This window comes from Microbulbifer elongatus, assembly GCF_021165935.1.
Lineage (GTDB): Bacteria > Pseudomonadota > Gammaproteobacteria > Pseudomonadales > Cellvibrionaceae > Microbulbifer > Microbulbifer elongatus.
This window is the reverse complement of the sequence record NZ_CP088953.1, coordinates 1,777,414-1,802,462: the sequence shown is the minus strand read 5'-3', so window position 1 is coordinate 1,802,462 and position 25,049 is coordinate 1,777,414. Positions and strand designations below refer to the sequence as shown.

Genomic DNA, 25,049 nt, shown 5'->3' with positions numbered 1-25,049 from the left:
TGTGGCGCTGTCCGGAGAGATTTGATAGTTTCCACGGCTTGGTCGCGGAAGCGGCCAGAGAATACAGCCTGCGGTCCAGGCGTTATGCCTGCCAGGCTTGAATTTGGTTGTAGTGCCCCTATTAAGTAGGGCCCGATTTACGAGAGAGGCAATGACTATGCCCAATACTGCTGCGAAATCCGATTCTCTGCACGGCTTTGAGCCCTATCAGGAACAGAAGGGCGAGGAGTACATGAATGAGAAGCAGCAGGAGCATTTCCGCAAGCTGCTGCTGGCCTGGAAGGCCGAACTGATGGCAGAGGTGGATCGCACCGTATCTCATATGAAAGATGAAGCTGCGAACTTTCCGGACCCTGCGGATCGCGCCAGCCAGGAAGAAGAGTTCAGCCTGGAACTGCGCACTCGCGATCGCGAGCGCAAGCTGATCAAGAAAATTGACTCCACTATCGAGCTGATCGATCAGGACGACTACGGCTTCTGTGAGGCCTGTGGCGTCGAAATCGGTATCCGCCGCCTGGAAGCCCGTCCGACCGCAACCCTGTGCGTGGACTGCAAAACCCTGGCGGAGATCAAAGAGAAGCAGATCTCGGGGTGAATTCGCGCGCGTAGCGAGCACTGCTCGCTGCGCGAATTCACGACCTGCCAAGGATGGCCGGGTCAGGCAGTGCATCATGGATGGCTTCCTGTGTACGAACCTCCTGCGCAGCGCCGCCCGATCGCTAGGCGCCATACACCGAACTAATGATTTCCCCCTCCTATATCGGCCGCTTCGCACCCTCCCCCACCGGCCCACTGCATTTCGGTTCTCTGGTCTGCGCCCTCGGCAGCTACCTCGACGCCATCGCCCACGGCGGACACTGGCTGGTACGCATGGAGGACCTGGACCCACCCCGGGAAATGCCCGGCGCCGCCGACCGTATCCTCAAATCCCTGCACACCCACAGCCTGCACAGCCACAGCCCCGTTGTCTGGCAAAGCCAACGCCACGCCCTGTATCAACAGGCGCTCGACGCGCTGCGCGCACAGGATCTTGTGTACCCCTGCTCCTGCACCCGCGAACAGGTACGCAAGGCCGGCGGCCACCGCCGCGCCAACTGCATCGGCGAACAGGGCCCCCACGCCCTGCGCTTCCACTGCGCCGGCGCTACCGAAAAGTTTCACGATATCTGGCAGGGCGAACAGACCCAGACAGTTACCGAGGACCCCATCCTCAAACGCAAAGACGGCCTCTACGCCTATCAGCTCGCAGTCGTCGTCGACGATATCGCACAGGGTGTGAATTGCGTGGTGCGCGGCGCCGACCTGCTGGATTGCACCGGTGTGCAACGCCAACTCTTCCGCGCCCTCGGCGCCGAGCCACCCGAGTTCGGCCACCTGCCACTGGTGATGAACGAGGGCGGTCAGAAGCTCAGTAAACAGAACCACGCCGCGCCGCTGGATGACGACAGGGCCTCGGAAAACCTTGTTCAGGCGCTGGGTTTTCTCGGGTTTCATCCGCCTCCGGGGCTCGAATCCGAAACGCCGGCGCGTGTGCTTTCGTGGGCCAGTGCGCGCTGGCATAGAAAAGCCGTTGATATTCGCAACCGATTGCTCGACTAGCAATCAATGGCTCAACGTGGTCAGGGATAAGGTGTCGATACCGGGTATGTCTTTGCAAGACGTAGATTCGCAAGCTCACCCTTCGGGCGCCTCCGGCGTCCAAAACTATCGTTTTGTCACCGCCATGGATGGCGGTGCAGAGCCCCCAAGGACGGGTTAACGGGGGGGCGCCTAGCTCGTGTCTTACAAAGCTTCACCCGGTAGCGGCGCCGCCACTACACCCAAAAGATCCACAAAAGTTGAACTCCACCCCAACCGCGCTTTAACATTTTGCGCCAGTTTTCACGAGATCGATCTGCCTCACCGCAGGACACCCGCAACAGGCCATCAATGAGCAACCGCACCCTGTTAATCCTGCTGGTACTGGTGGGCTACGTATTCAGCCCCACCGTATTCACCTGGATGATCAACCCCACCGGCGCCTGGTATCGCCCCTTTATCCTCTGGTTCGTCCTGATCCTGCTGGCCATATTTATACAGCGGAGGCGCAAACCCGATGACCTTTGAGATCGTCAATATTGCGCTGATCGGCGTCGCCTACATCTTCGCCCTCTTCTTCGTCGCCTTCGCTACCTCCAAAGGCTGGCTGCCCACCAACTGGGTGCGCCACCCGTTTTTTTATGTCCTGTCCCTCGGCGTTTCCCTCAGCGCCTGGACCTACTACGGCATCATCGACCTCGCCTGGCAGCACGGGTACGGCGTTCTCGCCTACCACCTCGGCACTGGCGCCATGTTCCTGTTTGCCCCCGTAGCACTGGAACCCCTGGCAAAACTCGCGCAGCGCTACCAGCTCACCTCCCCCGCCGACCTGCTGGTATTCCGCTACCACAGCCGCGAAGCCGGCACCCTCGCCACCCTGTTTATGCTGCTTGGGTTGCTACCACTGATCGCCCTGCAGATTCAGGCCGTTGCGGAAACCCTCGCACTGCTGTCCCGGGACAACGTCGCCGCCCTGGCCCTGCCGGACACGGGCGTCACCAGCAAAGACCTCATCGCCTTTTTCTACTGCGTATTGCTCGCCGTATTCACCAGCACCTACGGCGCCTCGCGCAAACGCCGCGCCGGCCTCGCCAGCGCCATGGCGCTGGAGTCGGTGGTCAAACTGGTCGCCCTGCTGGCGGTGGGGCTCTACGCGGTATATGGGGTGTTCGGTGGACTGGATGGGCTGGACAGCTGGCTGGCCGACAACAGCGATATGCAACAGCTACTCTACTCCCCCATTAAACAGGGCTCCTCCCACACCCTGCTGCTGGTGTTTATTGCCACCGCGGTCGCCATGCCGCACATTTTTTATCTGAGTATTGCCGAGCGCCCCGCCACCCAGGGGCTACGCACCGCCAGCTGGGGCTTCCCCCTGTTTATGCTGCTGATGGCACTGCCGATCTTCCCGATCATGTGGGCAGGGTTTGCGCTGGATGTCACCGAGCCGGTGCAATATTTCACTTTGGCAGTACCGCGCGCCAGCGGCTCGGCCACCCTGACGATTCTCGCCTTTATCGGTGGTCTTTCCGCCGCCACCGGCGCCCTGATCATGATCACCCTGGCACTGGCCACCATGGTGATGAACCACTGGCTGCTGCCCGGCACCCGCTGGCAGTCGGATGACAACATGTACCGCCAACTGCTTTGGTTGCGCCGGGCGTTGGTGGCGGCACTATTCCTCGCGGGATTTGCCTTTTATCTGCTGTTGAATAACCGGCTGTCACTTTCCGACCTGGCAATTATTGCGTTTATTGCCTCGCTGCAGTTTCTGCCGGGTATCTTTGCCGTGATTCACTGGCCGCAGGGTAACCGCCGCGGGTTTATCGCGGGGCTATTGGCCGGAATGCTGATCTGGGCCGCGGGCCTGCTGTTTCCGGCCATGGTCGGCAACAGCGGCATCACTGTCGGCGGCTACCGTGTGCCCCTGGGAATGGAAATCTGGCCACAGGTCACCACCCTGTCGCTATCGGCCAACATTCTGCTGTTTGTCTGCCTGTCGATTTTCACCCGTACCTCCAGCCTGGAGCGCTACGCCGCGGATCTGTGTAGCGACGACTCCATCAGCCAGGCCCTGCGTCTGGAACTGGATGTTCAGACCGCCGCGGAATTCCGCCTGCGGCTTTCCGAAAGCCTTGGCGCCGCCACCGCCAGCCAGGAGGTTGGCCGCGCTCTGCGCCAGCTGAATCTGACCGAAGAAGAGCGACGCCCTTACGCCCTGCGCCAGTTGCGCGACCGACTGGAAGCCAATTTATCCGGCCTGCTGGGACGGGTACTGGCCGGCCAGATTCTCGACCGGCACCTGCCCTTTGTTACCGGCGACCAGCCCGCTAACAAAGACATCAACCTGATCGAGACCCGCCTCAGCCGCTACAAAAATCAGCTCACCGGCCTCGCGGCAGAGCTCAACAACCTGCGCCTGTACCACCGGCAGATGCTGGAAGAACTGCCCATGGCCGCCTGCTCTCTCGGCCGCGATGGCGAGATATTACTGTGGAACTACGCCATGGCCGACCTCACCGGTATCACGGCCAGCGAAGTGATCGGCTCCAAGCCCGAATACCTGCCGGCACCCTGGCGCGACCTGTTGACGGAGTTTGCACGCTCAGAAGAGGACAGCCAGTTCAAGCAGCAGGTCGACATCGAGGGGGCCAGCCACTGGCTGAACCTGCACAAGACACGCCTCAAGCAGCGTGTTGGCAAGTACGGCCGCGACAACAGCAATCGCAGCAAAGAAAGCCGCAGCCGAGACAACCGCGGTGACGGGCAGATGCTGCTGGTGGAAGACATTACTGAAACGCAACTTCTGGAGCAGGAGTTGATGCACAGTGAGCGGCTGGCATCGGTGGGCCGCCTCGCAGCTGGGGTTGCGCACGAAGTCGGCAACCCGGTTACCGGGATTGCCTGCCTGGCACAGAATCTCCAGTTCGATTCCGACAATCCAGAAGTGCTGGAGACCGCAGACCAGATTCTGAGCCAGACCCAGCGGATCAGCCGCATTGTGCACTCCCTGGTGAGCTTCTCTCACAGCGGCAACCAGGAAACGGAAAAGGCCCCGGTGGATATGCGCGCCTGCGTGGAGGAGGCGGTGCAACTGCTGTCTCTACAGCGGGATAAAACCGAGGTGACCTTCGCCAACCAGGTGCCCGAAGGCTTGATAGGCCTGGGGGATAATCAGCGCCTGATCCAGGTCTTCATCAACCTGCTGAGCAACGCCCGCGATGCCAGCCCGGACGGCGGGCATATTGAGGTAGAAGGGTATACCCGCACCGGGCTCGCCTGTATTGCGGTCACCGACAACGGCCCGGGTATCTCCCCGGCGCACCGGGAACGCATCCTCGAACCTTTCTTTACCACCAAGGAACCAGGTGAGGGAACCGGACTGGGCCTGGCTATGGTGTACAGCATCGTGGAAGAGCACGGGGGACAGCTGGAGCTGGTCAGCCCGGCCCATCCGGAGACAGGCCGCGGGGCGCGCTTTATCGTGCAGATACCACTGCTACCGGCGTGAATCACGAGTCGGGCTACGCCGAGGCGGAAGCACTTGTGACCGGATGGTTACGAATAGACAACAATATTTGAGCGTTTTTTAACCGCAGGGGCGACTCTGGGTTGCATCGAAACGCCCAAAAGGTAAAACTTAGCCCCCTCTGCACACTTTGTAACCAGGCGTAACACATGAGCCACATTCTGATCGTAGAAGATGAAGCCATTATCCGCACTGCCTTGCGCAAACTGCTGGAGCGGCACCGCTACAAGATCAGTGAAGCCGGCTCGGTCCGCGAGGCCACCACAAAGTATCGCCTGGCGGATATGGATCTGATCATCTCAGACCTGCGTCTGCCGGGCGCACCGGGTACCGACCTGCTCAAGCTGGCGGGGGATGTACCGGTGCTGATCATGACCAGTTACGCCAGTCTGCGCTCTGCGGTGGACTCCATGCGCATGGGCGCCGCCGACTATATTGCAAAGCCCTTCGATCACGACGAGATGCTGGCCACCGTGCGCCGGGTCATCGGCAAGGCTGAGCAGAACCGCGCCGCCGGCGCCGCTGCCGCAGACAGCAAGGCCGAGGGCCGGGCCATATCCGGAATGATCGGCGACAGCCCGGTGATGCGCGAGCTCTATGCGCGCATCCACAAGGTGGCACCGACTGATGCCACGGTACTGGTGCACGGCGAAACCGGCACCGGTAAGGAACTGGTAGCGCGGGCGATCCACGAGGAGAGCAAGCGCAACGGCAAGCCTCTGATCTCGGTGAACTGCGCCGCCATTCCCGAGACCCTGATTGAGGCCGAGCTGTTTGGTCATGAGAAAGGGGCGTTTACCGGCGCCCAGACGGCCCGCGAGGGCCTGATCACCGCCGCCGATGGTGGCACCCTGTTTCTCGACGAAATTGGCGAATTACCTCTGGAAGCCCAGGCGCGGCTGTTGCGGGTCCTTCAGGAGGGCGAAGTTCGCCCGATTGGCGCCATCGAGTCCCGCAAGGTCAACGTTCGACTGGTTGCCGCCACCCACCGAAATCTGCGTCAACTGGCCGCTGAGCACAAATTCCGGGAAGACCTTTATTACCGGATCAATGTCGTGCAGATGACATTGCCACCACTGCGCGAGCGCGGCAAAGATGTCCTGAGCATTGCGGAAAAGCTGCTGGAAAAATTCTGTGCCAAGGTCAACCGCGCAACCCTGAAGCTGTCACCGGAAGCGATCCAGGCGGTAACCACCTACACCTGGCCGGGTAACGTGCGCGAACTGGAGAATGCGATTCAGCGGGCCGTGATTCTCACCGACGACACCACCGAGATCGACCACCGCACGCTGGATATCGACCTGGACCTGGTTCCCATCGACGAAGCCGACCCGGAACGGCGTCCGCGCAACAGCCTGCGGGAAGATCCGCGGGAGGACCTGTCGCTGGAAGACTATTTTGCCCGTTTCGTTCTCGAGCACCAGGAGACCATGAGCGAGACCGAACTGGCCAAGAAACTTGGGGTGAGCCGCAAATGTCTGTGGGAGCGCCGCCAGAAGCTGGGCATCCCCCGCAAAAAAGCCAAACGGTTGGCGGAGGCCTGAGCGCCCCCCGACCACCTACTGCCGCAAAGCCCGGGCCTGCCAGCCCGGGCTTTTTTAATTCCGGGAAAACCCCATACCTTTCAACGACTTAGCCGCCGACCCCGAGGGCCCGCACGCCCCGTGACGGGCCTGTAACGGAGCGGTAACACCCCGCAAAATTGGTAACAACTGAAAGTGTTACCCCCCACCGCAGACAAGTAACAACAAGCGCACCATGTGTAACGGATCGCTGTATTTCAGCGCCACAAAAAAGTTCCCAAAAAAGTTAAACCATTGATTTATAAGGCTTTTTCAAAGTTGGCACGCTATCTGCTTTGTATAGGTCAAACAACAAGAACAGCCAAGAATAAAAATAAATGACTGTTTAAGCCCTAATAACAACTGACAATAAGCGGGCGCAACACAATAAAAATAATAACGGGCAGATCGACAATAAAAGCCAAAGCGATCGATTCCGGAGCAAAACAGAGCCAATAACAATAATAAGGCTCAGAACAACAATAAAAATAAATGAAAAACGGTTACCTTCGGGTACCACACAAAGCTAATAATAAAAATAAACAATAAGAATAAAGAGAAATAACAAAAACAATAATTTGTAGAAGACAACAAAAATAACGACAAGCACGTGACAAACTGACTGATTGTGCCTGGGAGAGGGTTTGCTGAAAAGCAAATTGATAGCGCAAGGAAGCCGCTGCCTTCATACCGAATAAGAATAATTCCCTTCTTTTCTTTCTTCTCAATCGATGCACATGGGATGCTGGTCCCCACAGGAGTGGGTCCGGCAGCTGTGCATTGTGCTGCATGTGATAGAATCCGCCCTCATACCGACACCGCGTCCGCCGCCAGGCTTCTGATAGCCCGCATGCGGAACACTCCGGTTTCCACTCAGGTATCTTCGACCAGCGCGCACCCGACGCCACACACGCCGAGCGGGAGGCAGAGAGAAGGTACACCGATAAAGATTACAGCCGCCCCATTCCAGAGGGCCGCGGACAATATAGATAGGCGTATGTTCAACACCCTGATCAGCAGCATCAAGCGCTGGCACAACAAGTCCAAAGCCTCCGCAGGCGAAGCCCATGGAGACTCGGGCCAATCCGATTCCGGTCAGTCTCCTTCTTCCGACTCCCGCCCCCCGCGCCCCAACCGCAAACCCACATCACCTTCCAGCCATTCCCGCACCGTGGTCCCCCGCAGTGATCACTGCCTGTCACGACGGGATGTCAGCCGCGCGGCGCTGACCGTCATGAAGCGTCTGCAGGAAGCGGGTTTTGAGGCCTACATCGTGGGCGGTGGCGTACGCGATCTGCTGCTGGGCGGCCACCCGAAAGATTTCGACGTGGCCACAGACGCCACACCGGAGCAGGCCAAGCAATTGTTTCGCGGGGCCCGGATCGTCGGCCGCCGCTTCCGGATTCTGCATGCGCGCATCGGCCGCGAGGTCATTGAAGTAACCACCTTCCGTGGCCATCACAGCGATGGCGAAGCCCATGAAGCACAGCAGTCCGAACACGGCATGCTGCTACGGGATAATGTGTACGGGGACCTGGAAAGCGATGCGGTGCGCCGGGACTTCACCGTCAACGCGCTGTACTACACCACAAATGGGTTTGAGATCCACGATTACACCGGCGGTATCCAGGATATCGAACAGCGCCTGATCCGTATGATCGGCGACCCGGAAACCCGTTATAAAGAAGACCCGGTACGAATGCTGCGCGCCGTGCGCTTCGCGGCCAAACTGGATTTCGACATCGAGCCCAGTACTGCCGCGCCATTGCGCACTCTCGCCCCGCTGCTGCGCAATATTGCCCCGGCACGGCTGTTCGATGAGGTATTGAAGCTGCTGATGAGCGGCTACGGCGAACGCACCTTCGAGCTACTGCGTGAACACGCGCTGTGGCCGCACCTGTTCCCGGACAACGCGCGCATGCTGGAGCACCCGGAGGCTCTGGCCCTCACCCGCCAGGCCCTGCGCAACACTGACACCCGCATCCGCTCGGACCAGCGCGTAACCCCGGCATTCCTGTACGCGGCGCTGCTGTGGCCTGCGGTCAACAGCGAACAGAAATTTCTCGAAAGCAAAGGTATTCCACCAGTACCCGCGCTGGCCCAGTCCGCGCAGAAGATCACCAGCGCACAGCTGGCGCATACCGCCATTCCCAAGCGTTTTTCCATGCCTATGCGAGAGATCTGGGATATGCAGTCCCGCCTGCCCCGCCGCGGCGGCGAGCGCGCCTTCCGACTGATGGAAATGCCCCGCTTCCGCGCCGCCTATGATTTCCTTCTGCTGCGGGAAGACAGCGGCGAAATCCCCGCCGGCCTCGGCCAGTGGTGGACGGATTTCCAGCAGGCTGATGAAGAACAGCGTCTACAGATGGTGCGCGACGTACCGCGCAACGGCCCCCGCGGCAGTAAGAGTCGGGGGCGCCGCAATCGCGGTGGACGCAATCGGAATCGCAACAAGCGCCCCGACAGCGGCGCGCATCGCCCGGCAGATTGAGCGGAAATCCCAAGTGACTCGCTGCTATATTGGCCTCGGCAGTAACCTGGCGAACCCGGCCGGGCAATTGCGCCGCGCACTCGACGCCATTACTCTGATTCCGGAAACGCGGCTGATGGCCTGCTCACCGTTTTACAGCAGTGCACCGGTCGGCCCCGGTGAACAGCCGGATTATGTGAACGCGGTTGCCGCACTCGATACCGATTTACCGGCAGAATCACTGCTGGATGCGCTACAAGCCGTCGAGAACCGCCACGGCCGCGAGCGTTCCGTGCGCTGGGGCGCACGCACTCTGGATCTGGATATACTGCTGTTTGGCAACATCACCCTGTCTACCGAGCGACTGGCGGTACCGCACCCGCGTATCCCGGAGCGCAATTTTGTTCTGGTGCCCCTGGCCGACCTGGCGCCGGACCTGATCATGCCCGACGGCACGCCGCTGCAGACACTGCTTCAGCAGTGTCCTGAGAACAGGCTACAACGACTGTAACGGTTCTTTGTAACCAGGGAAAAACAAGGAGTAATCTCGGTGCCCCCACTTTCCGCCCCGGACACGCCTGCAGGCGAAGACTACCGAGCAGAAAACCTCTCACACGAACTGGATCTCAATGGCCGCGAGCTGCCGCGTTTTATCGCGGTGGAAGGCAACATCGGTGTGGGAAAAACCACGCTGGCGAAAAAACTCGCCGCCACCTTCAACTACGATACCCTGCTCGAACTCCCGGAAGACAACCCCTTTCTGGAACGCTTCTACCGCGACCCCAAAAGTACCGCGCTACCCACCCAGCTGCACTTTCTGCTGCAGCGCTCCCAGCAGATACAGGCGCTGCGCCAGGACGATATGTTCAAGCCGGTGCGGGTGGCAGACTTTCTGATCGAAAAAGACCACCTGTTTGCGGAGGTCACCCTCGACAGCGACGAACTTCAGCTCTACCGTCAGGTGTATCAGCACCTCACCCTGGAAGCGCCGAAACCGGATCTGGTGATCTATCTGCAGGCGCCGCTGAACGTACTGCAGGAGCGAATACACAAGCGCGGTATCGCTGCCGAGCGCAGCATCAGCAACGAATATCTGGCGACGCTGAATGAGGCGTACACCAACTTTTTCCACTACTACGATCAGGCACCCCTGCTGATCGTCAACTGCGCGGAAATCGATATTGTCGATGAGCAGAGTGACTACCTGCAGCTGGTGGAATATCTGCTGAACGTCAAAAGCGGCCGCCACTACTACAACCCGGGTAAATAAAACTCCACCCTTCCGGTGCAATCCGCGGTACCCGCAGGTGCCGCGGCGACTCTTTCAGAATTCAGGGCCCAACGCCCACAACGTGAGAACACACCATGCCTTACGGAACCAGCGAACTCAGCAAACCCGTTACGGTTCAGACCCTGCGAAAAATGAAAGCCGATGGAGAAAAGTTTATCTGCGTCGCCCTGTACGATGCCCCCATGGCGGCGATGGCACAGAAAACCGGCGTGGAAACTTTGCTGATCGGCGACTCATTGGGTATGACGGTGCTCGGTTACGACAGCACGATCCCCGTCACCATGGAGCAGATGATCTACCATGTGGAAGCCGTGGCCCGGGGCAATAAGAAGTCCCTGATCATGGGGGACCTGCCCTTTATGACCTACGCCACGCCGGAGCAGGCACTCACCAATGCGACCCGCATCATGCAGGCCGGTGCCCATATGGTGAAAATCGAGGGCGGTGCCTGGTTGGCACCCACCGTCAAAATGCTTACCGAGCGCGGTATCCCGGTGTGCGCGCACCTTGGGCTTACCCCGCAATCCGTTCACAAGCTGGGGGGCTTCCGCGTACAGGGGCGCGACGACGAACGCGCCGGTGAAATTCTCGATGACGCCGTGCAACTGGATGAGGCGGGTGCCGACCTGCTGGTGCTGGAGTGCGTTCCCTCAGAGCTGGGCAGACGCATCACCGACACCGTCACCATGCCCACCATCGGTATCGGCGCCGGCCCGCATACCGATGCCCAGGTTCTGGTGATCAACGACATTCTCGGCCTCACCGAAAAGCCACCCAAGTTTTCCAAGAATTTCCTAGAGGAAGCCGGCGATATTCCCGGCGCCCTGCGCAAGTACGCGGAAGATGTAAAGAACGGGGTATTTCCGGACGATGCCCACAGCTTTCGCTAAGGAATTCACGCGTAAAAAAGTAACCCGAGAACAGGCAGGCAGTATGGATTTCGAGAGCATTATCCGCGACGCGCGGGATAGCGCGCAGGTACACATACCCACAGGGTGGAGCCAGGGGCGTGCGACGTTTGGCGGGCTGATGGCCGCCATGCTGTATCAACCCGTCGAGGCTGCACTGGAAAAGGCCACCGGTGAAGAGGTACAGCAGACACCGCTGCGTTCACTGACCTTCTCGTTTGTGGCACCGGCGGAGGCGGGTAACCTGGATACCGCGGTACGGGTACTGCGTGCTGGCCGCTCCGCGGTACAAATCGAGGCTCACGGTAGCCAGGGCGAGCAGGTAACCACAGCGGCGTTGGCCAGCTTTGGCAAACCGCGGGAATCGGTGGTTTCTGTCAGCACGGATCAGGCCCCGGAATTTCCCGCGCCCGATGACTGTCAGGCGCTGCCCTATATCGAAGGACTGGTGCCTGAGTTCACCCAGAAATTTGATTATCGACTGGGCGCCGGCGCCCTGCCGTTTAGCGGCAGTGGCGAGGGGCGGATCGGTGGCTGGATCCGATTCAAATCGGACGGGGAAGCTCAGGCCACATCACCGGTCACCACCAGTCACGTGTTGGCCCTGATCGATGCATGGCCACCGGCGGCGCTATCGATGCTGAAGACTCTGGCCCCGGCCAGCTCTCTGACCTGGACCGTAGAGTGGATGCCCGCGGCCCACGGAACAACCGCCAGCCCCCACGACTGGTGGCAATATCTGGCAGAGGTGGAACAGGCCGATGACGGTTACGCGGTAATTGCCGCACGCCTGTGGGATTCAAACGGGCAACTAATTGCCCTCTCCCGCCAGACGGCCACTATTTTCGGATGATCTGTTTGGCCGGACTTACAGCCACTTCTTCCAGCGGAAGACGACTAACTGAATTGCCACAGTTATAACCAGTAACACACTGAAGATTACAAACGCCTGGGGATTCTCGGAACCGGGGATCCCCCCGACGTTGATCCCCAGCAGCCCCGTAAAAAAGCCCAGCGGCAGGAAGATCGCAGCGATAATCGACAGCACGTACATACGGCTGTTGAGCTGCTCGGAGATGCGACTCATCAACTCCTCCTGGGTCACCGCTGCCCGCTCGCGTACCGCGTCGATATCTTCGATATGCCGCAGCAAGCGGTCACTCACTTCCCGCAACTGCAATCGGTCCTGCTCGGCGATCCACGTCAGCTTCTCGGCCATCAACCGCGCCAGGGCTTCCCGCTGTGGAGAAAGGTAGCGTCGCAGGGTAATGGTCTGCTTGCGCAGCACCGCGAGATCCAGCCGCAGACTGCCACTGGCGCCGGCTACCACCCGATCTTCCAGATCGTCGATGGTATCTTCAAAGGTGTCCACAGTATCGCTCATTCGCCATACCAGCAGGTCCGCCAGCTCCACCACCAGCCCGGCGGTTGAGCGCGGCCCCCGGCCATTTTCCAGCTGCTGGCACAGGTCATCCACAGACAGCAGTTGGCGCTTGCGTGTGCTGATGACCCGCGCCTCCTCCGCCCACAGCCGGATCGATACCATGTCTTCCGGTTGCGATTCCGGGTTGAGATTGACCCCACGCAGGGCAATCAGCAGGCCATTGTCCACGGATGTGGAGCGCGGGCGGGTTTCCTCGGTAAGGAGTGCTTCTGCCACGAGAGGGTCAAGGCCGGCGCCCTCGCAGATCCAGGCGCGAGTCTCGGCCACGGTGTAATCCAGGTGTACCCACAGGCGGCCCTGCGCCGCGTCCCAGGTCTCCACCTCGGCCCAGCTCAGGCGGCGGCCACGCCCCTCACCGTCGAGCAAATAGGCATGAATAAGGCCTGCTTGCATCAGTGCCCGCCTTAGCGGCTCAGTTCGAGGCGGGCGCTGGCAGATTCGCCGGCATCCAGGCGCCAGCTGTCGGCAAACGCGTTACCGTGCTCCACGCAGACAAACCCGGTGTAGTCAGCGCCGATATCACCAGTGGTGGCGGCAAGCTCGGCCCCGGGATTCCAGGTGATCACCGTGTGACAGTTTTCACTGCGGGCCTTAATCGGGTTGGGTGTGATGATGGTCTGCTCCGCAGGCGCCTGTTCGAACACCCGGTCCACCTCGCCGGTAAAGGCCTGATTACCCTCCAGTTGGTCGCGGGCAAAGTCCCGGGTCTTATCCAGATATTCCACACCGGAGAGCCCTTCGACCTGAACGTCTTTGACGTCCGCCACCGCAAAGTAACTGTGCAGCGCCCAGCTGTATTCCACAGCCCGCTCCGCCGTGTTGGTCAGTTCAAGGGCGAAGGTCAGGGACTTTCCCAGACCGATGGTCAGAGAACAGGCAAAACTGTCCGCAAACAGGGCGTCGCCGCCGTGTTCGAAGGAAAATGTTAATCGCACTTCACCATCCGCCTGCTCTTCACTGCCCTCCAGGGTCCACAGGCGGGCGCGCACCAGGCCGTGCTTGGGCTTGGATGGATCACTGCGGTTTTCGCCAAACCAGGGTAGGCACAGGGGGACACCACCGCGCACCGCCGCCTCTGGCGTAAAGGACGCAGAAGGGCTCAGCCACAGCAGTGGTGCCCGCCCGCGGGCGGTAAACTCCAGCACCTGGGCGCCCTGCAGTGCAATCACCGCACGGCACAGGCCTGTCTCCACCACCAGCAGATCCAGACCTGGCTTACCGTAGAGGGCGCCGCTGTCAGTACGAGTGAGATAGTCGAGTGCTGCCACAGGGAAACTCCATTTTCGATTGGGGGGAGGGATCGCCGGAAATGCGAGCGACTAGTCTAGCGCTTCCAGCGGGGCATTTTCTATCGACGGCGCGATGCCACGCGCCGGTTGCCGGGAGCGAGCCTCGACCTCAAGCCAGTCAAATCCTTCCTGCTGACAGGCGTAGATGCAATTCGCCGCTTTCGCCGCCACTTCCGCGAGTGCCGCGCGGGCCAGCTCCAGACTGTTGTTCTTTTCACTGATGTGCGCCACCACCAGGTGCTGCAACTGCGCACTGCCGACCCGCTGCAGAAACCCGGCGGCCTGCTGGTTGCTGAGGTGTCCGTAGGCACCGCCCACCCGGCGCTTCAGCGAGGGTGGGTATGGCCCCTGGGCCAGCATCTGCGGATCGTGATTGGCCTCGAGCACCAGGGCATCGCAGTCGCCAAAGTGTGACTCCACGTGGGGCGTGATGGTGCCGAGGTCAGTGAGTAGCCCCAGACTGCTGCCGCGACTGCGAAACACAAACTGCGCCGCCTCGCGGGCATCGTGCGGCACGGCCACCGGGGTGACCTGGATATCCCCGATCGCGAACGGCTGGTGCCCCTCAATCAACTGCACTTGCGGCAGCGTGCCGATATCCCGGGCGCGCAGGGTGCCCGGAGTCAGGTACACCGGCACGCGGTACTTGCGCGCCAGCGGGCCAACACCGCCCAGGTGATCACTGTGTTCGTGGGTAACGAGGATTGCGGAGAGGTCCGCGGGCGAGACACCGAGCCGCGCCATGCGCCGCTCGGTTTCCTTGATGGTGAAGCCGCAGTCAACCAGCAGCAAGTGATCACCACAGGCCACCAGAGTGCCATTACCCTTACTGCCACTTCCCAGGGAGGCAAATCGGATCGCCATCGTTGAGCGGCCCGATCAGATCAGGTTCTGGCGAATTGCCATCAGCAGCTCAGACGCTTTGTTGCGCGACAGCGGCAAGCCGCGCGTAGAGCGCACGCGCACTTCAATGGCGTCATCCACGCCCCGCAGCACCACCAGATAACCGGGAATATCGGTATCCGGTGCGCCGCCCAGGCCCTGAAGGTTGCTGAACAGAGCCGGCTCAACCCGGGTATTCAGATCGATGTTGGCCAATACCTGCTGCAGACTGTAGGCTTCGGCTTCTTTGGCCAGTTTGTCTTCTCCAGTGCCAGAGCGCCAGCTGGAAAACCAACCATCGTCCTCGTCGGAAAGTTCGCGGTCGGCGTCGTAGGTAACATAGAAGATACCGATGTCAGAATCTTCCTGGTGCAGGCGGTAGGCGCCGGTGTTGAGCGCGTGGGAAACCGTTGCCCAGGCGCGGTTCATGGCCAGCCCCAGGGCAATAAACGGTTCCTTACCCGCAGGCTCCATCACCTGCACTTTTACCTTGCCACCGCCAATGGCCTGCGCCACCAGAGAGGCGGAAGCGCCACTGTTATCCGCAGCCAGAGCCGAGGACATTTCGTCGATCATCCAGCCCTCGCGCTCGGTGCTGCTGGACTGCGCGGGCCACTCCACCGCAACACTGGCCGGTGCTTGCAGGGGCGCAGACAGGTGGCGCACATGAATTTCCGTGGTATCGGGCTGCACACCGGATTCCACCTGCAATCGGTATTTGTCTTTGGTTTCCGGGTTTTCACCAAACGTCAGCCAGGTGGTCTCCATGGTCCCCGCGCCGGCGTCAGACATGGCCAGCTGCAGGCCGGTGCTGCGCAGGAAGTAATGCAGTTGCGGCCAGACCTCATCCGGCGGCTGATTGACCAGCACCCAGCGGCGGTTGCCCAGCTTCTGGATCTTTACCCGGTCGAGGCCCACATTTACTGAAAGTGCCTGCGGGCGTGGCACCACAAATTCACCGCGGTCCACATCGGCGCTGATGTGAGGGACTTCGTAGAGTTCTTCCTGGTGTTTGGCGGTGACCCCTTCCGGCATCTGCAGCGGCGGCAGGCTGTTGGCCAGCTGGTAGTCGTCGCCGCGGTCGCGGAAATAGCCGTCGTCACCGAAAATGCCACAGCCGCTGAGGGTGGAAACCAGGGTGCACAGCAGGGCTCCGGCAGTCAATTTTGTCATTATTCGTACCTTGTCGAATCAGTCGCGATCACGTTAGTCCAGTTACAGCGGTACGCGCCCAAGCGGGGCACGCACGCGTGCGCTCAGCCGTCAGAGCACCCCGGCGCTGCGCAGTGCGTCACGCACCACACCGTGATACTCGGAAGACAGACCGGTCAGGGGCAGGCGAATTCCACCGTCAATACGGCCCATTTCCTTCAGCGCCCATTTCACCGGTATCGGGTTGGACTCCACAAACAGCGTTTTGTGCAATATTTCGATGCGCTGGTTAATGGCGCGGGCGGTTTCCCCATCGCCGGCGATGGCCGCTTCACACATTTGCGCCACCGCAGCCGGGGCAACATTGGCGGTAACACTGATATTGCCGTGACCACCCAGCAGCATCAGTTCCACGGCGGTAGCATCGTCACCAGAGTAGACGGCAAAGCCTTCCGGGGCCAGATCGATCACTGCGCGGGCACGCTCCAGGTCGCCGGTGGCTTCTTTGATGCCCACGATATTGCTGATGCCACTCAGACGGGCCACGGTGTCCGGTACCATGTCCACGGCAGTACGCCCGGGCACATTGTAGAGGATCTGAGGGATGGCGACGGCTTTGGCAACGGCTTTGAAATGCTGGTACAGGCCCTCCTGGGTGGGCTTGTTATAGTAGGGGGTTACCAACAGACAGGCATCCGCGCCACATTTGGCGGCGGTGGTGGTGAGCTCTATGGCTTCGGTGGTGGAGTTGGCACCGGTACCGGCAATCACCGGGATACGCCCCGCTACCTGATCCACGACGCGGCGGATGACTTCCAGGTGCTCGTGGACATCCAGGGTCGCGGATTCGCCAGTGGTACCCACCGCCACCAGGGCGCGGGTGCCCTGCTCAATATGCCACTCCACCAGATCGTGCAGCTTGTCCCAATCCAGGCCACCATCTGCAAACATGGGTGTGGCGAGCGCCACCATACTGCCGGAAATCATTGCAACTCCTTCTCTAACCGACCGGAGGCCGGCTGATACCACCTAAAAATGAATGCGGTATGTTACTGAGCGTGCCAGTTCGATGCCAGCGCAAAAAAGTCATCCCGCCACAGGGACGCTGACACGGGCACAATCGGTTAAATTTTGCGCTTTTTCCGCCGTTTTTTCCGCGGAGGATAAAAACTCTCTTCCCCTTCCGGGCGGGTTTTGAAGCGCCGGTGCACCCACATGTATTGCGACGGGTTTTCCCGCATACGGGCTTCCACAAACTGGTTCACCAGGACCGCATCCCGGTATTCGTCGCCGGAGGGGATTTCGTCGATCGGCGGATGTACTCGGACCAGGTAAATCCCTTTTTCTTCCAGGCGGGTCACCGTATAGGGCACCACCTTGGCACGACCGACCCGGGCAAACCGGGAAGTGCCGGTCACGGTGGCGGTCTGGATACCGAACAGGGGAGCAAACACCCCCTGTTTGATGCCGTAATCCTGGTCCGGGGCATACCATACCGCACGGCCCTTCTGCAGCGCGCGCAGCATGCCGCGCACATCCTTGCGCTGCAGGACGTTGGAGCTTTCCCCGTGGCGCTCGCGCCCTTTGCGCTGCATGTAGTCATAGACCGGGTTTTTATGCGGCCGGTACATGCCGTCCACCGGGCGGCTCATGCTCATAAAGGCAGCGCCAATTTCCAGGGTGGTAAAGTGCATTGCCATCAAGACCACACCCTGGCCCTGCTCGTAGGGCTGCTGCAGATGCTCCAGTCCCTCAATGGTGAAGCGGCGGCGCAGCCAGCGGCTGGAACGAAACCAGGCCATCCCGGTTTCCATCAGCGCGATACCGTTGGAGGCGAAGTTGCGGCGCAACAGCTGCTCGCGCTTTTTGGAGGGGAGTTCGGGAAAGCACAGCGCCAGATTGCGCTCGGCAATGAGGCGGCGGCTATGGGCAAAGCGGAGCATCAGGCGGCCAATAAGCCGCCCCAGGGACATCTGCCAGCCATAGGGCAGTTGCGCGACCAGATACCAGATTCCAAACAAGAACCAGGTCAGCCAGTAACGAGGGTGCAATAATGCAACGCGAAAATGGGGTTTTTCCATAAAAAGCGGATAACTGCGATCGGAAACAGGGAGCCCGGCCGCAATGGCAGCCGAAACAAAGCGGCGCATTATAGCCGCGCAGTCCCGTTGCCGGATATAGCCGAAACCAGGCTCTGCCCAGAGGATCACAGATTCGCCCCGCCGGTTCTGTCTGGCGGCCCCCGCTTGCCGCCGGCGATTCAGTGGCGCAGCAAAACGTCCAGCTCGTCGACAATCTCACACCAGTCCGAATCTGCGAGAATCGCTTCGCGCAAGAACTTGCGCTGACTGTCGGTCCAGAATGCGGCGCCCGCCAGCTTTTCCTCCCCGGACAGGTGGTGACGGGTCAGGAAATCTTCGATGGCCTCGTTATCAGACCCCAGTCCCAACTGGGCGAACAGATCATTCAGCGTGTGATGTCCGGTTTCCATAGCCTTTCCCCTTGGTGTGAATTGCCAGTATTGAACTGCCTGCAGCACGGCCGCTGGCCTCGGGCCGGATAATCCGACACATACTGTCCAGTATAGATAATCCGGCGCCACGCGGGCCTGCTGCCGTCAGCTACCGCGCTTCCGACAGGCTGCCCTCTCCATACGGGGTGCAGGCGAACGCAGGCGATTTCAAGGGGCCGGATTTGGATTGCGGTCGTGAATCTCGCCAATGGCGTGCAAGATCTCATCACTCAGGGTCAGCTCGGCGCTGGCGATGTTGGACCGCAGCTGCTCCAGGGTCGTCGCCCCAATGATATTGCTGGTCACAAACGGCTGCTGGGTAACAAACGCCAACGCCATTTGCGCAGGATTCAGGCCAAATTTCCGGGCCAGCGCCACGTAGGATTCGGTGGCCGCGAGCGCCCGCGCACCGGTATAGCGCTGGAACCGTTCGAACAGGGTCAGGCGGGCCCCTTGTGGTCGGGCACCATTGAGGTATTTCCCGCTCAAGGTGCCAAAAGCCAACGGCGAATAGGCCAGCAGCCCGCAATTTTCGCGTATCGCCATTTCCGCGAGCCCCACCTCAAAGGTGCGGTTCAGCAGACTGTAGGGGTTCTGGATAGAAGCGACCCGCGGGCGGTTGCCATGGGCGGCCAGGCGCAGATAGCGGTGCATGCCCCAGGGGGTCTCGTTCGACAAACCGATATGCCGCACCTTGCCCGCCTTAACCAGCTCTTCAAGGGCGGCGAGTGTTTCGCTGATCGCCACGCCATCGTCGTCGCCATGCTGATAGCCGAGCTTGCCGAAGAAATTGGCCTGCCGCTCCGGCCAGTGCACCTGGTACAGATCGATATAGTCCGTCTTCAGTCGCGTCAGGGATTCGTCGCAGGCTTTGAGGATCTGCGCGCGATCCCGGCGCGGGCCGCCGCGAATATGACCGACACCGGAATTCGCCGCACTGCGCCCGGTCACTTTTGTCGCCACAACAAGGTCACCGCGCTTGCCGGACTGCTGTAACCAGTTGCCGACGATTTCCTCGGTACGGCCATAGGTTTCAGGCCGGGGCGGTACCGGATACATTTCCGCACAGTCGATAAAATTCACCCCGTGCGCGGTGGCATAATCCAGCTGCGCAAATGCTTCGGCTTCGTTGTTCTGCTCGCCAAATGTCATGGTACCAAGACAGATTTTACTGACCTGAATATCGGTTTTACCGAGATTGCGGGTTTCCATATCCTTCTCCTGAACACGCTGTGGCCGCATTATGCCGATTCGGCAAGCGCCGGCGCAAAAAACAAAAACGCCGGGCAATGGCCCGGCGTTTTACTGCGGTAGCAGCGACTTACTTGAAGTCCGCTTCCACCAGTGGGCTGGTGTCGGCTTCGTAGTCGACGCCTTCGACACCAAAACCAAACAGTTTGAGGAAGTCGTCGGCATACCCCTTGTAGTCGGTGAGCTCGAACAGATTTTCCTCGGTCACTTCCGGCCAGAGCTTTTCGATCTTGGCCTGGGTTTCCGGGCGAAGTTCTTTTTCGTCCATACGGAAACGATTGGTATCGTCAAGGCGTGGGGTATCCGTGTACAGCCCCTCTGTGTACAGACGGTACAGCTGTTCGATACAGCCCTCATGGGTGCCCTCTTCCTTCATCACTTTGTAGACGAGGGAAATATACAGTGGCATCACCGGAATGGCGGAGCTGGACTGGGTTACCAGGGCTTTCAGCACCGCGACGTTGGCACTGGCATTGCCGCTGTCACTGATGGCTTTGGCGGCGCGGTCCAGATCTTCTTTTGCTTTTCCGATGGTGGCGTGGCCGTAAATCGGCCAGGTGAGTTTTTCACCGATGTAGGTGTAGGCGACCGTTTTGCAGTCGTCGGCCAGCACGCCGGCATCGCCCAGGGCTTTCAACCACAATTCCCAGTCTTCACCACCCATGACCTTGACGGTGGCGGCGATTTCTTCTTCGCTGGCCGGGTCAACACTGATGTCGGAGATTTCCAGTTTATCGGTGTTGAGGTTTTTGGCGGTGTAGGATTCGCCAATCGGCTTCAGCACGGAGTTGTACAGCTCGCCGGTTTCCGGATCGGTACGACGGGGAGAGGCGAGGCTGTAGATGACCAGGTCGATCTTGCCAAGATCCTGTTTGATCAGGTCGATGGCCTGGGCTTTGACTTCGTTGGAGAAGGCATCGCCATTGATGCTTTTCGCATACAGACCGGCCTTGTGTGCCTCTTCCTCAAACGCGGCGGAGTTATAGTAGCCGGCAGAGGCAGTGCGTTTTTCCGTAGGCGGCTTTTCGAAGAAGACGCCAAGGGTGTTGGCGCCACTGCCGAAGGCGGCGGTGATGCGAGACGCGAGGCCATAGCCGGTGGAGGCGCCGACGACGAGGACGTTTTTCGGGCCGTCTTCGATCGCAGGCTGTGATTTGATGTATTCGATCTGTTCGCGCACGTTGGCGGCACAGCCCTGCGGGTGGGCGTTGGTGCAGATAAATCCGCGTACTTTCGGCTTGATGATCATGCCGGGCTCTCCGTTGGGTGATTCTTCGGTCTTGTCGTCAGTCCCGGTCAACAGACTGACCGGCCATAAAGCGGGACATTCTAATGGCGTTTGCGGGCAACGCCCATAGCGGCAGGTCACCGTTGGTGAGACCGGTGGCCAGAACTTCGGGGGTGGCGGCCAGTTTAGCCAAGATTCACACTTCCACCCTGCTCCTTAACGGTGCACCCCGATTACTTTTTGCACACTTATGACTACTACACACTTATGACTACTACTAGCCCCATGGTTTCCCACCCCACCTCACCTTCAGTCGACCTGTTCGACTGCGATTCTCTGAGTGACCCTTGGCACACTTAATGCACTTCATGTTTTGGGACCGCCATGGAAAGCGGTGTTTTTTATTCCCAATCAAGGGGTAACCAGCGAGGTAAACACTCATGAAGTACTACTCACGTCATTTCGTAAAACCCGGCGACCTGAACCCAGCACAACGTCTGTTCGGCGGCCAGGCACTGGCGTGGATAGATGAGGAGGCAGCCATTTTCGCGGGGTGTCAGATGGGCACCGCAAACATTGTGACCAAGCTGATGTCGGAGATCGATTTCGTCAGCTCGGCGGTCTGCGGGGATATCGTGGAGTTTGGCTTTGAGGTAACCGACATCGGCCGTACCTCGCTGACGGTGCATTGCGAAATGCGCAACAAGTTGACGCGGGAGTTGATTGTCCGGGTTGAGCGGATTGTGTTTGTGGCACTGGATGCCGAGGGCAAACCAACGCCGCACAAAAAGGCTGGCATGACCGTCGCGCAAGCGGCAAATTCCACCGCGCAAGCCAACAAGCTTGCCGGCTAGTCGCAGTTATTATCTGAAACCAAATTAGTTGAACTCAGAACGCAAAACAAAAAAGCCTGTGGCAGTTCCCTGCCACAGGCTTTCTCGTTTAGACGATACAGAAACTCAACGCAGCAAGAGCAACGGCTGATTGGTTTCCAGCAACATCTTCGCGGTAACACTGCCCAGTAGAAGGTCGCGCAGCTTGCTGTGGCTGAACGCCCCCATCACCGTCAGGTCGATATTGTGCTCCTGCTGGTAGGTCACCAGAGAGGCCACAGTACGGCCTTCGAGGTTGGCACTGGTCACGTAGATCCCACCATTACTCAGCGCTTCCGCGCCCTCACTCAAAACTGACTCTCCGTCGTCACCCACATATACCAGATGGCAGTCGACACCTTTGAACACCGGGCTTGTCGCCACCATATCCAGCGCTTTGCGGGCTGACTCACTGCCGTCGTAGGCGAGCATGATCGAATGGGGTACTTTGAACTCCCGATTCACCACCAGGATCGGCTTGTGCAGCGAGCGCACAATCGACTCCAGCTGCGCCCCCAGGCCCTTGTTCGACTCCCCGTGCTCCTCACCGCGAATACCGAGCACCAGCACGCGGATATGATCTTCCAGCTCCACCAGAGACTCGATCAGCGACCCATGCCGCTGACAGGTAACCACCCGCTCGGCCCCCGCCGTCACCGCCCGCTCCCGCGCACTCTCAAGCATCTGCCGGCCCTGCTCCAACAGTAACTTGGAGCGCTTCTGCTCCAGGCTGGTCAGCTCTTCGAGAAGCTCTTCCTGACTACCCAGGCCGATACTGCCGGACAGGTCCGCCACCGCGGGCGTGGTCACGCGTTCGATATTGTGGAGAAGTTTGACGGGGGCGGAGGCGCGGCTGGCGATCCAGGCGGCGTAGTCGCAGACGGCGCCACTGTAGCGGGAGCCATCGATGCAGGTGAGTACGAGGGGGTCTTTCTGTTCGGCCATTTATTATTTTCTCTCTATCGCTATCCAACTGAATAAACCAAGTAATACAGGCTACTTACGAAGTATAGAGATAGGGGAGAAGCCGAAATGCTGGGTGGAAGTTTTTGAAACCGTCGGCGACAGGGACGTCGCCGACGGAGCATACAGGGATGTACTTGTGCGATTTCAAAAACTTCCACCCAGGGTTTCGGCGCCACCGGGGCCCAAACAGAGCTCCCGGTGCGAAGCTCTGGGCTTAGTGTCCCCCCAATACCTTCTCAATCTCTTCCGGCTTGTCGTGAACACCAAAGCGGTCAACGATGGTGGAGCTGGCTTCGTTCAGGCCAATCAGCTCGACCTCGGCACCCTCGCGGCGGAACTTCACTACCGCCTTGTCGAGGGAGTACACCGCGGACACATCCCAGAAGTGCGCCCGGCTCAGATCAATCACCACCTTGTCCAGCGCCTCTTTAAAATCAAACGCCGCCACAAACTTGTCCGCCGAATTGAAGAACACCTGCCCCACCACAGTATAGGTGCGGCAACTTGTCTCCTCATCCAGCTCCGAGCTCACATACATAAAGTGGCTCACCTTATTGGCGAAGAACAGAGACGCCAGCAGCACCCCCACAAACACGCCAAACGCCAGATTATGGGTAAACACTACCACAATCACCGTCGACAGCATCACCAGATTGGTCGACAACGGCAACTTGTTCAGATTGCGGATCGAACTCCAGTCAAAGGTACCGATAGACACCATGATCATCACCGCCACCAGCGCCGCCATCGGGATCACCGCCACCCAATCGCTCAGGAATACCACCAACGTCAACAGGCCGACACCGGCTACCAGGGTAGACAGGCGGCCGCGGCCCCCGGACTTCACGTTGATCACAGACTGGCCAATCATCGCACAGCCCGCCATACCGCCAAGCATACCGGCACCGATATTGGCGATACCCTGGCCCTTACACTCGCGGTTTTTGTCGCTGTTGGTATCCGTCAGATCATCCACAATGGTCGCCGTCATCAGGGATTCCAGCAGGCCCACCACGGCGAGGCCGGCGGAGTACGGGAAGATGATTTTCAGGGTCTCGAAATTCAGTGGAACGTCCGGCCACAGGAACACCGGCAAAGTGTCCGGCAGATCACCCATATCGCCCACGGTGCGGATATCCATGCCCAGGGTGACCGCCACCGCAGTCAACACCAGAATACACACCAGCGGCGATGGCAGGACCTTGCCGATCACCGGCACATAGGGGAACAGGTAGATGATGCCGAGTCCGGCGGCAGTCATGGCATAAACATGCCAGGTGACGTCGGTGAGTTCGGGCAGCTGAGCCATAAAGATCAGGATCGCCAGCGCATTCACAAACCCCGTGACCACGGCCCTCGAGACAAAGCTCATCAGGCTGCCGAGCTTCAGGTAGCCGGCGATGATCTGCAATACCCCGGTTAACAAGGTGGCCGCGAGCAGGTACTGGAGGCCGTGCTCTTTGACCAGCGTGACCATGAGCAGCGCCATGGCGCCGGTGGCGGCGGAGATCATGCCCGGGCGGCCGCCGACGAAGGCGATGACGACGGCGATACAGAAGGAGGCGTAAAGGCCTACCCGGGGGTCGACGCCGGCGATGATGGAGAAGGCAATGGCCTCGGGGATGAGGGCCAGGGCGACGACGAGGCCGGCGAGTACGTCGCGGCGGATGTTGCCGAACCAGTCGTTTCTGGTGGACGACAACAGGGTGTTGGAGAACTGCATATCTTGGAAAGCCTGTCTGGGAAGTCTTTTTCGAGGCCCTGAATCGGGGCGCGGATTCTACCACTTCGCGGGTTCTGGCTAAAGAACACTCAGTGGTTTGGAGGTATTGATCTAGCTCCGGGGCGGCGGCGCTGCCGGGTACAGCTTGGTGAGACACGAGCTAGGCGCCCCCCCTTAACCCATCCATGGGGGCTCTTCCGCGAGGTCCCTCTCGCGGAAGGTCTTGCATAGCTGTACCCGGCATCACCGCCTTAGCATCAGGCTCAGTCACATCTTCCTCGGGTCTCGTGTCGCACTTTCCCACTCCTGTCCGCCCCCACGGACACAGCCTGTCCGGACACTTTTTGCGGACACCTCACCCGCCATCCAAAAATTTTCTGAAACTTTATTTT

At 59.8% G+C, this 25,049-nt stretch carries 23 protein-coding genes; 11 read left to right on the top strand and 12 right to left on the bottom strand.

Annotated elements, in window-relative coordinates:
• Positions 1-157: 157 nt before the first annotated feature.
• The 10 genes from dksA (at position 158) to LRR79_RS07305 (ending at position 12,191) form a co-directional block, all read left to right on the top strand.
• Positions 158-595 (top strand): RNA polymerase-binding protein DksA, encoded by a 438-nt coding sequence (dksA, locus tag LRR79_RS07350; RefSeq protein ID WP_231759994.1) that lies wholly within the window; start codon positions 158-160, stop codon positions 593-595.
• A 146-nt stretch (positions 596-741) separates the two neighbouring features.
• Positions 742-1,599: a tRNA glutamyl-Q(34) synthetase GluQRS gene (gene gluQRS / locus LRR79_RS07345; protein ID WP_231759713.1), complete on the top strand. Its 858-nt coding sequence runs from the start codon at positions 742-744 to the stop codon at positions 1,597-1,599.
• 330 nt (positions 1,600-1,929) lie between these two features.
• Entirely contained in the window at positions 1,930-2,106 is a 177-nt protein-coding gene (locus LRR79_RS07340; protein ID WP_197023780.1) for a hypothetical protein, read from the top strand.
• Positions 2,096-5,089 carry an ATP-binding protein gene (locus LRR79_RS07335; protein ID WP_231759712.1) on the top strand — a complete coding sequence of 998 codons (2,994 nt, stop codon included), beginning with the start codon at positions 2,096-2,098 and terminating at the stop codon, positions 5,087-5,089. The genes LRR79_RS07340 and LRR79_RS07335 overlap by 11 nt, the downstream gene beginning before the upstream one ends.
• Positions 5,090-5,256: 167 nt before the next feature.
• Positions 5,257-6,651, top strand: coding sequence for a sigma-54-dependent transcriptional regulator (locus tag LRR79_RS07330; RefSeq protein ID WP_231759711.1), 1,395 nt, complete (start codon positions 5,257-5,259; stop codon positions 6,649-6,651).
• A gap of 1,015 nt (positions 6,652-7,666) precedes the next feature.
• A complete protein-coding gene (pcnB, locus tag LRR79_RS07325; protein ID WP_231759710.1) occupies positions 7,667-9,160 on the top strand; it encodes a polynucleotide adenylyltransferase PcnB in 1,494 nt (497 codons plus the stop codon).
• Between the two features lie 13 nt (positions 9,161-9,173).
• Positions 9,174-9,650 (top strand): 2-amino-4-hydroxy-6-hydroxymethyldihydropteridine diphosphokinase, encoded by a 477-nt coding sequence (gene folK, locus LRR79_RS07320; protein ID WP_231759709.1) that lies wholly within the window; start codon positions 9,174-9,176, stop codon positions 9,648-9,650.
• A gap of 108 nt (positions 9,651-9,758) precedes the next feature.
• Positions 9,759-10,409 (top strand): deoxynucleoside kinase, encoded by a 651-nt coding sequence (locus tag LRR79_RS07315; protein WP_277608570.1) that lies wholly within the window; start codon positions 9,759-9,761, stop codon positions 10,407-10,409.
• Positions 10,410-10,504: 95 nt separating this feature from the next.
• Complete coding sequence (panB, locus tag LRR79_RS07310) at positions 10,505-11,320, top strand: 3-methyl-2-oxobutanoate hydroxymethyltransferase (protein WP_231759707.1); 816 nt, start codon at positions 10,505-10,507, stop codon at positions 11,318-11,320.
• A gap of 43 nt (positions 11,321-11,363) precedes the next feature.
• Complete coding sequence (locus LRR79_RS07305) at positions 11,364-12,191, top strand: acyl-CoA thioesterase (RefSeq protein WP_231759706.1); 828 nt, start codon at positions 11,364-11,366, stop codon at positions 12,189-12,191.
• Positions 12,192-12,206: 15 nt separating this feature from the next.
• Here the strand turns inward: LRR79_RS07305 and zntB are convergent, their stop codons facing one another.
• The 10 genes from zntB to LRR79_RS17295 all read right to left on the bottom strand — a co-directional run bounded on the left by zntB (position 12,207) and on the right by LRR79_RS17295 (position 21,289).
• The gene (gene zntB / locus LRR79_RS07300; protein ID WP_231759705.1) at positions 12,207-13,175 is read right to left on the bottom strand and encodes a zinc transporter ZntB; all 969 of its coding nucleotides are present in this window, start codon (positions 13,173-13,175) and stop codon (positions 12,207-12,209) included.
• Between the two features lie 11 nt (positions 13,176-13,186).
• A complete protein-coding gene (locus tag LRR79_RS07295) occupies positions 13,187-14,050 on the bottom strand; it encodes a D-hexose-6-phosphate mutarotase (protein ID WP_231759704.1) in 864 nt (287 codons plus the stop codon).
• Between the two features lie 51 nt (positions 14,051-14,101).
• Positions 14,102-14,935, bottom strand: a complete 834-nt coding sequence (locus LRR79_RS07290; RefSeq protein WP_231759703.1) for an MBL fold metallo-hydrolase — start codon at positions 14,933-14,935, stop codon at positions 14,102-14,104.
• A 15-nt stretch (positions 14,936-14,950) separates the two neighbouring features.
• Complete coding sequence (gene bamC / locus LRR79_RS07285; RefSeq protein WP_231759702.1) at positions 14,951-16,126, bottom strand: outer membrane protein assembly factor BamC; 1,176 nt, start codon at positions 16,124-16,126, stop codon at positions 14,951-14,953.
• Positions 16,127-16,216: 90 nt separating this feature from the next.
• Positions 16,217-17,092, bottom strand: coding sequence for a 4-hydroxy-tetrahydrodipicolinate synthase (gene dapA / locus LRR79_RS07280; RefSeq protein WP_231759701.1), 876 nt, complete (start codon positions 17,090-17,092; stop codon positions 16,217-16,219).
• Positions 17,093-17,229: 137 nt separating this feature from the next.
• Positions 17,230-18,255: an LpxL/LpxP family Kdo(2)-lipid IV(A) lauroyl/palmitoleoyl acyltransferase gene (lpxL, locus tag LRR79_RS07275; RefSeq protein ID WP_231759700.1), complete on the bottom strand. Its 1,026-nt coding sequence runs from the start codon at positions 18,253-18,255 to the stop codon at positions 17,230-17,232.
• 110 nt (positions 18,256-18,365) lie between these two features.
• Positions 18,366-18,596: a DUF2789 domain-containing protein gene (locus LRR79_RS07270; RefSeq protein ID WP_231759699.1), complete on the bottom strand. Its 231-nt coding sequence runs from the start codon at positions 18,594-18,596 to the stop codon at positions 18,366-18,368.
• A gap of 189 nt (positions 18,597-18,785) precedes the next feature.
• Entirely contained in the window at positions 18,786-19,829 is a 1,044-nt protein-coding gene (locus tag LRR79_RS07265; RefSeq protein WP_231759698.1) for an NADP(H)-dependent aldo-keto reductase, read from the bottom strand.
• Between the two features lie 109 nt (positions 19,830-19,938).
• On the bottom strand, positions 19,939-21,117 hold the full coding sequence (gene fabV, locus LRR79_RS07260; protein WP_231759993.1) for an enoyl-ACP reductase FabV: 1,179 nt from the start codon (positions 21,115-21,117) through the stop codon (positions 19,939-19,941).
• Between the two features lie 37 nt (positions 21,118-21,154).
• Complete coding sequence (locus LRR79_RS17295; RefSeq protein ID WP_269455109.1) at positions 21,155-21,289, bottom strand: hypothetical protein; 135 nt, start codon at positions 21,287-21,289, stop codon at positions 21,155-21,157.
• Positions 21,290-21,536: 247 nt separating this feature from the next.
• On the opposite strand from LRR79_RS17295, the gene LRR79_RS07255 reads away from it, so the two are divergent.
• Positions 21,537-21,950, top strand: coding sequence for an acyl-CoA thioesterase (locus tag LRR79_RS07255; protein ID WP_231759697.1), 414 nt, complete (start codon positions 21,537-21,539; stop codon positions 21,948-21,950).
• 105 nt (positions 21,951-22,055) lie between these two features.
• Here LRR79_RS07255 and LRR79_RS07250 read toward each other — a convergent pair whose 3' ends face one another.
• Together LRR79_RS07250 and LRR79_RS07245 are read right to left on the bottom strand one after the other, a co-directional pair.
• Positions 22,056-22,913: a universal stress protein gene (locus LRR79_RS07250; protein WP_231759696.1), complete on the bottom strand. Its 858-nt coding sequence runs from the start codon at positions 22,911-22,913 to the stop codon at positions 22,056-22,058.
• A 235-nt stretch (positions 22,914-23,148) separates the two neighbouring features.
• Positions 23,149-24,657, bottom strand: coding sequence for a SulP family inorganic anion transporter (locus LRR79_RS07245; protein ID WP_407665231.1), 1,509 nt, complete (start codon positions 24,655-24,657; stop codon positions 23,149-23,151).
• Between the last annotated feature and the right edge of the window lie 392 nt (positions 24,658-25,049).

Coding starts and splice junctions, on each gene's coding strand:
- dksA (WP_231759994.1), top strand. CDS start 158: ATGCCCAATACTGCTGCGAAATCCGATTCTCTGCACGGCTTTGAGCCC.
- gluQRS (WP_231759713.1), top strand. CDS start 742: ATGATTTCCCCCTCCTATATCGGCCGCTTCGCACCCTCCCCCACCGGC.
- LRR79_RS07340 (WP_197023780.1), top strand. CDS start 1,930: ATGAGCAACCGCACCCTGTTAATCCTGCTGGTACTGGTGGGCTACGTA.
- LRR79_RS07335 (WP_231759712.1), top strand. CDS start 2,096: ATGACCTTTGAGATCGTCAATATTGCGCTGATCGGCGTCGCCTACATC.
- LRR79_RS07330 (WP_231759711.1), top strand. CDS start 5,257: ATGAGCCACATTCTGATCGTAGAAGATGAAGCCATTATCCGCACTGCC.
- pcnB (WP_231759710.1), top strand. CDS start 7,667: ATGTTCAACACCCTGATCAGCAGCATCAAGCGCTGGCACAACAAGTCC.
- panB (WP_231759707.1), top strand. CDS start 10,505: ATGCCTTACGGAACCAGCGAACTCAGCAAACCCGTTACGGTTCAGACC.
- LRR79_RS07305 (WP_231759706.1), top strand. CDS start 11,364: ATGGATTTCGAGAGCATTATCCGCGACGCGCGGGATAGCGCGCAGGTA.
- zntB (WP_231759705.1), bottom strand. CDS start 13,175: ATGCAAGCAGGCCTTATTCATGCCTATTTGCTCGACGGTGAGGGGCGT.
- LRR79_RS07290 (WP_231759703.1), bottom strand. CDS start 14,935: ATGGCGATCCGATTTGCCTCCCTGGGAAGTGGCAGTAAGGGTAATGGC.
- bamC (WP_231759702.1), bottom strand. CDS start 16,126: ATGACAAAATTGACTGCCGGAGCCCTGCTGTGCACCCTGGTTTCCACC.
- dapA (WP_231759701.1), bottom strand. CDS start 17,092: ATGATTTCCGGCAGTATGGTGGCGCTCGCCACACCCATGTTTGCAGAT.
- lpxL (WP_231759700.1), bottom strand. CDS start 18,255: ATGCGCCGCTTTGTTTCGGCTGCCATTGCGGCCGGGCTCCCTGTTTCC.
- LRR79_RS07270 (WP_231759699.1), bottom strand. CDS start 18,596: ATGGAAACCGGACATCACACGCTGAATGATCTGTTCGCCCAGTTGGGA.
- LRR79_RS07265 (WP_231759698.1), bottom strand. CDS start 19,829: ATGGAAACCCGCAATCTCGGTAAAACCGATATTCAGGTCAGTAAAATC.
- fabV (WP_231759993.1), bottom strand. CDS start 21,117: ATGATCATCAAGCCGAAAGTACGCGGATTTATCTGCACCAACGCCCAC.
- LRR79_RS07255 (WP_231759697.1), top strand. CDS start 21,537: ATGAAGTACTACTCACGTCATTTCGTAAAACCCGGCGACCTGAACCCA.
- LRR79_RS07250 (WP_231759696.1), bottom strand. CDS start 22,913: ATGGCCGAACAGAAAGACCCCCTCGTACTCACCTGCATCGATGGCTCC.
- LRR79_RS07245 (WP_407665231.1), bottom strand. CDS start 24,657: ATGCAGTTCTCCAACACCCTGTTGTCGTCCACCAGAAACGACTGGTTC.